Below are 11,617 nucleotides of genomic sequence, written 5' to 3'. Positions count from 1 at the left end.
GTCAGAACCTGATCCGGGGGTCGACGAGCGCCGCGATGATGTCGACGACGAAGTTGGTCAGGGCCACGATCACGGCCAGCATGACGACCATGCCCTGCACGGCCACGTAGTCACGGGCCTTGACGTACTGGATCAGCTGGAAGCCGAGACCCTTCCACTCGAAGGTCGTCTCGGTCAGGACCGCCCCGCTGAGCATGAGCGCGACCTGCAGACCGATGACGGTGATGATCGGCACGAGGGCCGGACGCCAGGCGTGCTTGCGCAGCAGTCGCCGCTCGTTGACGCCGCGTGACCGCGCTGCCTCGACATAGCCGGTGGACAGGGTCCCGATGACGTTCGTGCGCACCAGCCGCAGGAAGATGCCACCGGTGAGCAGACCCAGCGCGATCGCCGGAAGGACCGCGTGCTCGAGCACGTCGCGCAGGATCTGCGGATTCCCGGTGCTGATGGCGTCGATCGTGTAGAAGCCCGTCTGCAGGCCGTCGTGCTGCATCGCGATCTCCGCCCCGGTGGAGGCGCGGCCTGCGACCGGCAGCCAGTCCAGCCAGACGGAGAAGACGAGCTTGAGCAGGATGCCGATGAAGAACACGGGCGTCGCATAGGCGAGGACCGCGCCGATGCGCAGACCCGCGTCAGGTCCCTTGTCGCGGCGAGACGCGGCGTAGCGGCCGAGCGGGATGCCGATGGCGAACGCGACGATCAGCGCGTAGAACGCCAGCTCGAGCGTGGCGGTGCCGTAGGTGGTGAGCACCTCGGTGACCGGCCGGTTGTCCGAGATCGTGTGGCCGAAGTCGCCCCGCGCGATCTGGCCCATGTACTCGACGTACTGGGTGAAGAGCGGCCGGTCGTAGCCGGCGGCGTGCACGCGCTCAGCCAGCTGGTCGGCTGGGAGCCGCCCACCCAGCGCCGCCGTGATCGGGTCGCCCGTGGTCCGCATCAGCAGGAACACCGTGCTCACGAGGATGAAGATCGTGGGGAAGATCAGCAGGAAGCGCACGAGCAGGTAGCCGCCGAGGCCACCACCCTGCTTCTTCTTGCGCGCTTCGGGTGCGGGGGACGGCTGGCCGGGTGCGACGCCCGTGGGCGCTCCCGTGATGGTCGAGGTCATGGTTCCTGCCTTGCTCTGATGCGCTCGTGTGCCAGATGTGCGGCGTTGCACGACCGACCGGGCGCCCGACGCACATGCGCCGAACGCCCGGTCGGTCGTTGCGGGTCAGCTCTTCGAGAGAGCCGCGTACCGGAACTTGAACGAGGCGTCGAGCGTGTCCTGCGCGCCGTCGACATCCTTGCCCACCACGGCGACCTGCGCGCCCTGGAGCAGCGGCACCGTCGAGAGGTCCTTGGCCACCGCGGTCTGGATGTCCTCGATGAGCCCGGTGCGGGCGTCCGGGTCAACCGTCGTCGCCTGCGCCAGGATCATGTCGTTCACGGCCGGGTTGTCGTAGTGGTTGGCCAGGAAGTTCTCCTTGAGGAAGAACGGCGTGAGGTAGTTGTCGGCGTCCGAGTAGTCGGGGAACCAGCCCAGCTGGTACTCGGGGTAGACGTCAGCCGTACGGTCCTTGGAGTACTGCACCCACTCGGTGGTCTGCAGGTTGACGGTGAACAGCCCGTCCTTCTCCAGCTGGTCCTTGATCTGCGCGTACTCGTCGGCAGACGACGGGCCGTAGTGCTCGCTGGAGTACTGGAGGTTCAGCACGACCGGCGTCTCGACGCCGGCGTCCTTCAGCGCAGCCTTGGCCTTGTCGGCGTCGGGGCCGCCGTCACCGTCGCCGTACATGTCCTTGAGCGGCTCGATCGCGCCGGTCAGGCCGGCCGGGACGTAGGAGTACAGGGGCGTGTAGGTGCCCTTGTAGACCTGCTCCGCGATCGCCTCACGGTCGACGAGGTCGGCGACGGCCGAACGCACCGCGAGCGCCTTGGTGGCGTCCGCCTCGGGCGTCGTCGCGCCGAACGGCATCGTGTTGAAGTTGAACGTGATGTACCGGATCTCACCACCGGGACCGTCGACGACCTGGACGTTGTCGTCCGTCTTGAGGTCGGCGATGTCCGTGGACGTGAGGCTGCGGAAGGCCACGTCGATGTTGCCCTGCTGCACGTCGAGCTTCAGGTTCGACGAGTCCGCGTAGTACTTGGCGTTGACCACGTCGGTCTTCGGAGCGCCCAGGACACCCTGGTAGTCCGGGTTCGCCTTGTACGCGATCAGGTTGTTGAAGTCGTAGTCCGTGATCGTGTACTGGCCCGCGAAGGCGTTCCCGGAGACGATCTCGTCGTCCGAGGTCAGCGCGTCGGCGGAGAAGACCTCCTCGTCGACGATCGGGCCCGCGGGGCTCGACAGGATCTGCGGGAAGACCTGGTCGTTGGGGGACAGCAGGTGGAAGACCACCGTGGTGTCGTCGACTGCGTCCGTGGTGTCCAGGTTGTAGAGGAGCGACGAGGGGCCGTTGTCGTCCTTGATCTTGACCTGGCGGTCGAACGTGAACTTCACGTCCGACGCGGTCAGGGCGTGACCGTTCGCGAACTTCAGGCCGGGCTTGAGCTTGACGGTGTACTCCGTCGGCGCCGTGAACTCGGCGGACTCCGCGATGTCCGGCTCCACGTCGGGGCTGCCGTACGGCGTGTTCATGAGGAACGGGAAGACCTGGTTCATGACGGCGAACGAGCCGTTGTCGTACGAACCGGCCGGGTCCAGCGTCGTGACCTTGTCGGTGGTCCCGATGACGAGCGAGCTGCCGTCGCCGCTGTCGGAAGTGCTGCCGTCGGTGCCACCATCGTCATTGTTGGAGCACGCGGTCAGGACCAGGGCGACGGCCGCCAGTCCAGCGGTGGCCGCGATCACGCGGCGGTTTCGTGCGTGGGAAGTCATGCGCTACGTCCCTCTTCCGTCAGGGCCGTGGGCGCAGATGTGTCGACCCACGGCTGGTTCTCAGTGGCCAATTGGTAGCACACCGTTGTTGCGAACATAGTGAGGGTCTTACTGGTAAGTAACATCCAGGTCTCGAGACGGTCTCAATCGTCCCTGCGTGCCGTGCCGCGGCCGGGAGTCTCGCCCCGCCGTCAGGTGGACAGAGGGACGCCGTCCTCGTCGATCGCCTGCTCGAGGGCATCGCTGCGGACGCCGAGCCGGGCGGCGACCAGCGGCCCGGTGAGCCCGTAGATGACCGCGGTCGCCAGGACCACGCCGAACACCACCGGCACCAGCTGCGGGAACGGCTTGCCCGCCTGTTCGAACTGGAGCGCGAAAAGGCTCGCCGTCGACGCCGCCACGATGCCGCGGGGCGCCATCCACCCGACCATCGCGCGGTCTCGACCCGACAGGATGGTGCCCGTCGTGGCGATCCAGGCGACGACCGGTCGCAGGACCAGGACCAGCAGCATCACCAGGCCGAGCGTGGCCGGTGCGTACCTGATGAGCGCATCGAGGTCCACCCGCGCCGCCAGGACGATGAACAGCGAGCCGATGAGCAGCGCCCCCACGTGGCTGCCGAACTCGTGCAGCGCTCCGAGTCTGACGACCTGCTGGTTGGCGAGGGTGACGCCGAGGGTCGTCGTCGCCCAGAGCCCGGACTCCTCGAAGAAGGACTCGGCGATGGCGAAGGCGGTCAGTGCGAGGGCCAGGGCGAGCACCACGTGCATCGAGGCGGGTGTGCGCGCGAACCGGACCATGAGGACGTAGGTCGCCGCGGCCGCGAGCCCGACGACGATCCCCGTCAGTCCCGTCCTGACCATCCCCTGCGGGTGCTCGTGCAGCGCCACGTGCGCGATCGCGAGCGCGACGGTCGCGCCGATCGGGTCGATGAAGATCCCCTCGAACGCCAGGACGGACTCGAGGGGCTGCCTGGGCCGGATGATCGCGAGCAGCGGGCCGACGACGGTGGGACCGGAGACGATGAGGATCGCGCCGATGACCGCCGCACGGGCCGCAGGCAGGTCGAACACCCAGTACGTCAGGAGCGACGCGCCGATGCCGGTGAGCGCGGCACCCACGGTCACCAGCCCGAGCACCGGCCGTCGGGCACCACCGTGCAGCCGCGAGAAGTCGAGCTTGAGCGCCTCCTCGAACAGCAGCACGGAGACGGCCATCGAGACGAGCGGGAACAGGTTCTCGCCCAGCAGGGCGTCCGGGTTCACCCAGCCGAGAACCGGCCCGACCAGCAGCCCGAGGAGCAGCAGCAGGATGATCGACGGGATCCCGGTGGCCTTGCCGAGCAGCTGGCCGACGACTCCGAACAGGACGATCGCAGCGATGCCGCCGGTGAACGCGAGCTCCATGGGGACATCATGTCGGCCGGCTGCCCGTCACGACCTTCGGACGGCAGTCAGCGCGGCGGCCTCGCCTACAGGGCGCCGGCTCCGGCGTCGGCCAGCAGACGGTCGGTCTCGTCCTGGACGTGGAAGGCCAGCTCCGCGAACTTGGCGGAGTGCTCACGCGCGTGGTGTCCGCAGAAGAGCAGCTCGCCGACGGGCAGGAAGACCCGCACGTAGGCGCGGGCACCGCAGCGGTCGCAGCGGTCGGCTGCGGTCAGAGGTTGCGTCATCGTGGTGTCCATGTGCGCTTGAACGTCCGGGAACCGGTTTCGATGCCCGCCGGGGCGGGTGATTCGCTGTGGGCGTAGGCCCGCCCGGTGTCCGAGGACGACTCTCGCCGTGCTCCGCGGCACCTCAGCCTCAGTGCGCCGAGCGGTTGCGCCAGGCCTCGAGCGCACCGGTGGACCACAACGCCCAGGCGACGAGCACGGGCTGGAAGAACAGGCGGGTGAGCCGACGAGCGTCGGTGTCGAGCCTGAATCCGTCCTTGTGCTCGAGCCACTGGCTGATGTTGCCCGGGAAGATCGCGACGAAGAACGCAGCGGTGACGAGCCCGACGCTCACCCGTCGGCGCGAGATCACGAGACCGGCACCCAGCCCCACCTCGACGGCCCCCGACGCCAGGACCGTGACGTCGGCGCCGACCGGGAACCACGACGGCACCTGCGCGCGGAACTCCTGGCGTGCGAACGTGAGGTGGCTGATGCCCGCGAACAGCAGGGCCAGCCCGAGCGCCACCCGGGACACGAGTCGGGGAGCAGTGTCTGCGGGATCCGTGGTGAGGGACATGGCCCCAGCGTCTCGCAACGACGGCAACCGCGCGCGGCCGTGTGGAGCTCGGTGCCGCCGGTCAGGGCAGCTCACGGCGCATGACCACGCGGTCCCGGCCACCGCTGTGGGCACTCGTCTCGGAGGCCTGGTGGAACCCGGCCGCCTCGAAGAGGCCGGTGGTCCCGACGTAGCCGGAGATGAGATCGACCCGGTGCCCGTCCGGCACCACGACGGGGTAGCCCTCGACGACCTCTGCACCAGAGTCCCGTGCGTGCGCGACCGCCCCGGCGAGCAGCTCGTGCATCAGCCCTCGACCCCTGAACCGTGCACGGACGACGAAGCAGACGATGCTCCACGCGTCACGATCGTCGACGAACGGGATGGTCCGCGAGTGCATGAGCCGCCGGTAGCTGGTGCGCGGCGCGACCGAGCACCAGCCCGCGACCTCGCCGTCCACGTACGCGAGGACCCCGGGCCCCGGCTCGCGCGCGCACTCGTCGCGCATGTACTGCGGTCTCGCCTCGTTGGGCACCCGGCTGTCGCGGTAGGCCATGCACCAGCAGCCGCTGCCACCGGGTTTCTTGACGCCGACCACCTCGAAGAAGTCGTCGTAGCGCCCGACGGCGGCATGCACCTCGACGGCCATCTGGTGATCGTACGAACGCGCACCGACACATCGTTCGAGAAACCTCGCACCGCATCTGCTGGGCCGTCCGGGTGTCGCGTCGGGGTGACCGCTGGGACGCTGTCGAGGTGGCCGTCGGCGCAAGGCCGACCGCACGACGGAAGGTGACTCTCGTGACTGGCTTCCGGGGCGTCCGGTGAACGGGTTCATGCACATCAACGGCGTCACGTACGAGCTCGGGCCCCAGAAGGACGCCAATGCGATCAGCCAGCTGGCGATGCGGCTGAAGGCTCCGCAGGGCACGCAGCACCAGATCGTGCTCCTGAACGGTCAGAAGGTCGAGCTGACGATCGACCTCGCGGCCGTGTGGGCGTCCGCCACCTGGATCGGGAGCGAGCCCGCGCCGCCCGCTGCCGGCCTGCGCCGCCGCTGACCGCGTAGTCGTCGTCGGCGGCATCCGACGATCGGTCACCTCGCCATGCCCACCGCGCCTGGGCGGCGGGCGGGAGATGCGCCCGGAGGTCTCGCCCGGTGCATTCGCTCATACCCGGTGCGTCCGCGTCGATATGGTCGACGTGACTAGACGGCATCTGCGACCCGTTCCGGGCTGGCTCCTGGGCGTAGCCGTCGCTGCCGTCGTCCTCGCCTCAGCGCTGGTCGGACAGCAGCTCGCCTCGCACGTCGAGCAGCGAGCCGTCCGGCAGGCAGGTCTGACTGCACAGACCGTCGTCGCCATGGCCGTCGAGCAGACCGTCACCGTCGACCACCTGGACGGCGCACAGCCGCTGCCGACGTCGGTGGCCGCCGCACTGGACCGGAACGTGGAGGTCCTTGCGCAGCGGGGCCTGCTGTACGGCCTCGAGGTGTGGCGCTCCGACGGCGTGCTGCTGTTCGCCGACGCCGGGCACCCGACCACAGAGACCCGTATGCCGCTGCGCGAGCAGCAGCGCACAGCCGCGGAGTCGACCTTCCTGCAGCCTGGTGACCGCACCGTCGGAGGGCAGGACACGGTCGAGGTCTTCCTCTCCTACGACGCCGACCACGACGGATCGGCCGACGGGACCGTCGAGGTCGTGCTGCCGTCCGTGCGCGCGGAGGTCACCCACGACATCGTGAAGCTGTACGTCGCACTCGGGTTGGCGACGTTCCTCGTCGGCACCGCCCTGGTCCAGACGAACCGCCGGGCGCGGATCCGCCAGGCGGAAGCGCTGCGCGACCCCCTGACCGGGCTCGGCAACCGGATGGCACTGCGCCGCGCCGAAGGGTCGCTCCGCGGCCGCACGGAGTCGGACCGGGCTGCGCTGATCCTCTTCGACCTCGACCGGTTCAAGGCCGTCAACGACACCCTGGGCCACCAGGCCGGCGACGCGCTCCTGGTCCAGGTGGCCGAGGTGCTCACCAGCCTCGTGAGCCCGACCGACCTCGTGGTCCGGCTGGGCGGTGACGAGTTCGCGGTGCTGATCCCGGACGTCCCGAACGCCGAGGCTGCGTTGACCACGGCTCGCACCGTCATCGACGGGCTGCACCAGGGAGCCTTCGCCGTCCAAGGCGTGCTCCTGGACGTCCGGGCGAGCGCCGGCGTGGCCATGCTCCCGGACGACGCGACAGACGTGGCGGGGCTGCTGCAACGCGCCGACATCGCCATGTACGCCGCGAAGCGGCTGGGTGCCGGCGTCGTCCCCTACAGCTGCGAGGTCGACCCGCACGACGTGGACCAGCTGCAGCTGCTCGCCGAGCTGCGGTACGCGATCGACCACGACGAGCTGGTGCTCCACTACCAGCCGAAGGCCGAGCTCGACTCGAGCGAGGTGCTCTCGGTGGAAGCCCTCGTGCGGTGGGTCCACCCGCGGCACGGGCTGCTGCAGCCCGGCGCGTTCATCCCCATGGCAGAAGTGACCGGGCTGATCCAGCCGCTGACCGCGTGGGTGCTCGAGCAGGCCTGCCGTCAGGCGGCGCTGTGGCGCTCCGCGGGCCGTCCGCTGGCGGTCGCGGTGAACATCAGCCCGCGCTCCCTGGTCGGCGGGGACCTCCCCACGATCGTGCTGGACACGCTCACCCGCACCGGCCTGCCGGCGCACCTCCTCGAGCTGGAGATCACCGAGACCGCCGTCATGGCCGACCCGGCAGGAGCCACCGCGGTCCTGCAACAGCTCGACGCCATGGGCATCCGCGTCTCGCTCGACGACTTCGGCACCGGGTACACGTCCATGGCTCTGCTCCCGAGCCTGCCTGTGCACGCCCTCAAGATCGACCGCACGTTCATCACCGGGATGCTCGGCGCGCAGCAGGACGCCGCCGTGGCCGAGTCGCTGCTCACGTTGGCCCACCGCTTCGGCCTGCGCGTCGTCGCCGAGGGCGTCGAGACCCTCGACGTCTGGGACCGCCTGCGCGAGCTCGGGTGCGAGCAGGCGCAGGGCTTCTACCTGGCGCGTCCGATGCCGGCCGACACCCTCGACTCGTGGCTGCAGCAGCGGACATCGGTGGGCGCCTCGTCGGCCAGGGTCTAGCGACCGGTCGCGACGTCGGGCGTGGGTCCGGGCCGACGTTCCGGTCAAGCTGTGCTGCCTTGATGGCCCTGAGCCCTGCCGTCGAGCGCACCCGAAGCTGCCGCCGTCAGAGGTCACGCGTGGGCCCCGTGGGGATCGAACCCACAACCCGCGGATTAAAAGTCCGCTGCTCTGCCAATTGAGCTAGAGGCCCGGGGGATGGGGACTATAACCGGGAGAACCCTCGGGACAACTCCCGTGTAGTTCGGGCGTCCTGGGTCCCTCATCACCACGACTGAGACCTTACGACACGACGGGGTCCGGGCTATCGCCGGTGTTCGTGAAAGGGTGGATGCGGACAACAGCTGGGAGAGCCCACGGAGGAAGCCTCCGTACGTCGTTCGATTGGGTCGGAGTTCGGCGCATCCGGAGTCGACGGACGGCACTCCCTGACGGCGTCTGGGGGCTCGCTCCAGCGGCCGTGCGCTGGCGGGACGTCGGGCCTGACTTTCGCATCGTGCCGACCAGTGCCCTGAGGGCCCTCAACATTCGTCGTGGCGCGTCCGATGACTCCCCTGTGAGCATTGTTCGGTACATCTCGTGGGCACCGATGATCCTGGATAGCCGGGCCGAGGTACGTGCGCAGGGATACCGAGCAGCGCCACATGGACTGGAGGGAGCCGCGGAGGCGCTCGGGCGAGCGCTGCGGCACGAGCGTCACGACGTGATCGACGACGCCGTCACCTTCCTGGAGCTCAATCCCGAACCGGCGGCGCGGTCGGTGCTTGCCAACGCGCTGGATGGGTGCGGCCCCTACGCGCTGGGCGCGATTCGGTCAGGGCTTGCCCAGATCGACGTGCGTCGGCACGCGCCGGATCTCCGGGTCGCGGTACCTGAAGCACGGCCGTGGCAGGACCTGCCTGCGCCGGATGGGTTCTCCGAACGCATCTACGACGTCATCAGCCGAGAGATCGGGAAGCAGCGTCGCTCGATTCAGACGAGCAGGCGCATGCTCCACGAGCGTGGAGAGGTACTGGAGGACGGACCGCACACCTGGTTGGGGCAGACGAAGGCCAAGATCGCCTGGCTCGAAGCAGTCACGATGGACGACTGCGTCCTCGCCGCTGGGGCAGTGTCAGGCCTCGGCCAGGTGCACCCCGCCATCAGGAAACTGGCCGAAATCCAGTACTCGAAGGAACTCAGCAGACAGCTCACCCCGCTGCAGCAGCTACGTCTTGTCTGGGATGAAGTGCATCCGTCTCTGCTGATGTGGGACTTCGACTATACGGGCGTCGACCTGCGCAACTTCGTCGACGCCGGTGCGCGGCTCGGCGTCATGCGCGGTGAGGCTTGGGTCAGCGGGCAGTACTTCTCCGAGACTCAGACGTATCTGACCTCCACCTTGGCCTGGCCCTTGTATGTCGAACGTCCGGGCAGCCTCGATGACCATTTGGGTCTGGCTGTCCCAGAGGTTGCGGTCGTTGAGAAGACGCTCGTCAAGGCGCTTGCGGTTCTCGAGCAGATGACCGCGATGCCACGGCGCTACCAACCGCGGGCGGACGATCTGGCAATCGTCGGGCCGGCCAGGCCGCGGGCCGCCGCGCGACGGGTCGTCGAGAAGCACGGCGACGCACGTGCCCTGGCCACTTCTGCTCTGAAACACGGGCAGGCGGCGGTCCGGGGTAGCGCGGCGACGTGGCTCGCCGCGCAGGGTGCGGCGTCGGCTCTGCCCGAACTCAACTCAGCACTCCTCGCGGAAGGGAGTGCGGGCGCGCGGACGAAGCTCGAAGCGGCGATCACGCTCCTCGACTACTGAGGCCCGCACCACAGCGCCTGACGGGTCGCTATCCCCGCCGATCGGGCTGCGCTCGCGCGTTCTCGTCGCATCGACATCGCGTTCCCGAACCCGGCACTGGAATCCACCCTGATCAACGTCGATGCAGGTGTGAGTTATTGTCCCGATCCACCAGAGGCCCGGGGGATGGGGACTACAACCGGGAGAACCCTCGGGACAGCTCCCGTGTAGTTCGCCCCGAGTGCGGCCCCTCCGGATGCGCGTCTCGTCGGTGTCCGACGAAACCAGCCGCGACTCTACGGAAGCACGTCGCCTGAGCGGTGGCAGACCCGCGCCAGCCCGCCTCCGCGCAGGCAGGTCCCTACGTAGGGAGAACGTGCTCCCAAAATGAGCGCCCGGCTGGTCCAGGAACAGGGGTGGTCCCTGCCGTGCGGAGCACGGTGCGGACTCCGAGCGCAGGTACGCCGCCGTAGATGAGCGTCGTTCGGTGCGCATGCATGGGCTGGCCCGGTCCGGCGGGTGACGTGCAGTCAGCCCCACGGCTGGACCTCCGTATGGCGTGGTGCGCCGTTCAGCTGGGTCCGGTCACCGCAGTCTCCGTTGGCTCCGGCAGGCCCTTCGAGACGTACGTGTACGAGCACTGCACAGACGCGGTCTTGGAGCCGCGCGTCCAGTCCACCTGCGAGGAACCGCCGACGGTGTCATCGAACCGGATTGAGAAGTGCCCGCTGTCATCGGAGATGAGGGTGCCTGTCGCGGGGACGTCGGCTGCATTGAGCGAGCAGGCTTCGATGACGAGCTGCCGATAGGCGCAGGAGGTTGCGGATGTCAACGCCAGGCCGGGCTCAGGCTTTCTGAACGGGCACCCGATCGCGTTCGCACCCAGGGTCGGAAGTGCCGCTCCTCCCGTGTGGTCGCTGCCACCGGCTGCCGCTATGGCGGTCGCTCCCCCGACCGCGAGGCTGACGACCCCCGCTACGAGGAGCGCCCACGGTGTGCGCCACCACGACCTCTCCGCTGCCGGCAGCAGCGGTGTGGCCTCGACGGTCGTGTCGGGCGACGAATGGTTCCTACCCGTCGGCTCCCCATCAGAAATGAGCGGCGGTCCGGCGTCTTCACCGCCATCCATGGGGGCGATCAAGGCGCCCCGGTGAGCTGCTCGCGGAGGATGCGTTCGAGCCGAGCTGACTCTTCCAGCTCCTCACGCTGACCGAGCTTCTCCTCCACCAGCGCCCAGCGCGCGAGCTCGGCCAGGACGAACGACCAGTGCGTCATCGGCAGCGAGATGGTGAGGGCTGCGTCCTCCGGTGGCCATCCCGCGGACCCTTCACCTTTGCGGGGGTGCGCGGCAGCAGCGGCCCAGCCGACTTCCCGGACGTGGTGCCCGGTTGCGACGACCGTGTCCTCCAGGTCGACGGCTGCGACTGAGACGGTGTTGTCCATGGTGCTGTCGATCAGTAGCCAGTCACCGACCGGCAGGCTCACGGCGTGCAGCGCATCCATGCCGAGAGTGTCGCCGAACGGATGACGACGTCGCCACCATCGAGGCGGAGGTTCACCTGCTCGCGCCAGCCTCAAACGGAGTGCGGTTCGGTGGCCTGTTTCCGCCGGGGTGCGCGGCAGAAACGGCTTCGC

The 11,617-nt window shown here is 68.9% G+C and carries 11 protein-coding genes and 1 tRNA gene; 3 read left to right on the top strand and 9 right to left on the bottom strand.

Annotated features, from left to right (window positions below; translation table 11 throughout):
- Nucleotide 1: 1 nt before the first annotated feature.
- The 6 genes from N553_RS0102685 to N553_RS0102660 form a co-directional block, all read right to left on the bottom strand.
- The gene (locus N553_RS0102685; RefSeq protein WP_028045253.1) at nt 2–1,108 is read right to left on the bottom strand and encodes an ABC transporter permease; all 1,107 of its coding nucleotides are present in this window, start codon (nt 1,106–1,108) and stop codon (nt 2–4) included.
- Between the two features lie 105 nt (nt 1,109–1,213).
- Nucleotides 1,214–2,863: an ABC transporter substrate-binding protein gene (locus N553_RS0102680; RefSeq protein ID WP_028045252.1), complete on the bottom strand. Its 1,650-nt coding sequence runs from the start codon at nt 2,861–2,863 to the stop codon at nt 1,214–1,216.
- Nucleotides 2,864–3,054: 191 nt separating this feature from the next.
- Nucleotides 3,055–4,269 (bottom strand): cation:proton antiporter, encoded by a 1,215-nt coding sequence (locus tag N553_RS20755; protein WP_051639779.1) that lies wholly within the window; start codon nt 4,267–4,269, stop codon nt 3,055–3,057.
- A gap of 65 nt (nt 4,270–4,334) precedes the next feature.
- Nucleotides 4,335–4,535 carry a hypothetical protein gene (locus N553_RS0102670; RefSeq protein ID WP_231505143.1) on the bottom strand — a complete coding sequence of 67 codons (201 nt, stop codon included), beginning with the start codon at nt 4,533–4,535 and terminating at the stop codon, nt 4,335–4,337.
- Nucleotides 4,536–4,665: 130 nt separating this feature from the next.
- On the bottom strand, nt 4,666–5,094 hold the full coding sequence (locus N553_RS0102665; RefSeq protein ID WP_028045250.1) for a membrane protein: 429 nt from the start codon (nt 5,092–5,094) through the stop codon (nt 4,666–4,668).
- A 61-nt stretch (nt 5,095–5,155) separates the two neighbouring features.
- On the bottom strand, nt 5,156–5,722 hold the full coding sequence (locus N553_RS0102660; RefSeq protein ID WP_028045249.1) for a GNAT family N-acetyltransferase: 567 nt from the start codon (nt 5,720–5,722) through the stop codon (nt 5,156–5,158).
- A gap of 187 nt (nt 5,723–5,909) precedes the next feature.
- Here N553_RS0102660 and N553_RS0102655 point away from each other — a divergent pair, with 187 nt between their 5' ends.
- Together N553_RS0102655 and N553_RS20750 are read left to right on the top strand one after the other, a co-directional pair.
- Nucleotides 5,910–6,134 carry a hypothetical protein gene (locus N553_RS0102655; RefSeq protein WP_156043669.1) on the top strand — a complete coding sequence of 75 codons (225 nt, stop codon included), beginning with the start codon at nt 5,910–5,912 and terminating at the stop codon, nt 6,132–6,134.
- A 142-nt stretch (nt 6,135–6,276) separates the two neighbouring features.
- Nucleotides 6,277–8,208 carry a bifunctional diguanylate cyclase/phosphodiesterase gene (locus N553_RS20750; RefSeq protein WP_197029889.1) on the top strand — a complete coding sequence of 644 codons (1,932 nt, stop codon included), beginning with the start codon at nt 6,277–6,279 and terminating at the stop codon, nt 8,206–8,208.
- Between the two features lie 120 nt (nt 8,209–8,328).
- On the opposite strand, the gene N553_RS0102645 is transcribed toward N553_RS20750, so the two are convergent.
- A tRNA-Lys gene (locus N553_RS0102645) sits at nt 8,329–8,401 on the bottom strand.
- A 510-nt stretch (nt 8,402–8,911) separates the two neighbouring features.
- Between N553_RS0102645 and N553_RS0102640 the strand changes: the two genes are divergently transcribed.
- Nucleotides 8,912–10,003: a hypothetical protein gene (locus N553_RS0102640; RefSeq protein WP_028045247.1), complete on the top strand. Its 1,092-nt coding sequence runs from the start codon at nt 8,912–8,914 to the stop codon at nt 10,001–10,003.
- 550 nt (nt 10,004–10,553) lie between these two features.
- On the opposite strand, the gene N553_RS24925 is transcribed toward N553_RS0102640, so the two are convergent.
- Together N553_RS24925 and N553_RS0102630 are read right to left on the bottom strand one after the other, a co-directional pair.
- Entirely contained in the window at nt 10,554–11,123 is a 570-nt protein-coding gene (locus N553_RS24925) for a hypothetical protein (RefSeq protein WP_156043668.1), read from the bottom strand.
- On the bottom strand, nt 11,120–11,485 hold the full coding sequence (locus N553_RS0102630; RefSeq protein ID WP_028045245.1) for a hypothetical protein: 366 nt from the start codon (nt 11,483–11,485) through the stop codon (nt 11,120–11,122). Before N553_RS0102630 ends, N553_RS24925 begins: the two co-directional genes overlap by 4 nt.
- Nucleotides 11,486–11,617: the final 132 nt, after the last annotated feature.

This window comes from Cellulomonas sp. URHE0023, from assembly GCF_000688475.1.
Classification (GTDB): Bacteria; Actinomycetota; Actinomycetes; order Actinomycetales; family Cellulomonadaceae; genus Cellulomonas.
This window is presented reverse-complemented; position numbering and strand designations above follow the sequence as displayed.

Excerpts from the sequence above, each read along its gene's own strand:
- N553_RS0102685 (WP_028045253.1), bottom strand. The coding sequence starts at position 1,108 with ATGACCTCGACCATCACGGGAGCGCCCACGGGCGTCGCACCCGGCCAG.
- N553_RS0102680 (WP_028045252.1), bottom strand. The coding sequence starts at position 2,863 with ATGACTTCCCACGCACGAAACCGCCGCGTGATCGCGGCCACCGCTGGA.
- N553_RS20755 (WP_051639779.1), bottom strand. The coding sequence starts at position 4,269 with ATGGAGCTCGCGTTCACCGGCGGCATCGCTGCGATCGTCCTGTTCGGA.
- N553_RS0102670 (WP_231505143.1), bottom strand. The coding sequence starts at position 4,535 with ATGACGCAACCTCTGACCGCAGCCGACCGCTGCGACCGCTGCGGTGCC.
- N553_RS0102665 (WP_028045250.1), bottom strand. The coding sequence starts at position 5,094 with ATGTCCCTCACCACGGATCCCGCAGACACTGCTCCCCGACTCGTGTCC.
- N553_RS0102660 (WP_028045249.1), bottom strand. The coding sequence starts at position 5,722 with ATGGCCGTCGAGGTGCATGCCGCCGTCGGGCGCTACGACGACTTCTTC.
- N553_RS0102655 (WP_156043669.1), top strand. The coding sequence starts at position 5,910 with ATGCACATCAACGGCGTCACGTACGAGCTCGGGCCCCAGAAGGACGCC.
- N553_RS0102630 (WP_028045245.1), bottom strand. The coding sequence starts at position 11,485 with ATGGATGCGCTGCACGCCGTGAGCCTGCCGGTCGGTGACTGGCTACTG.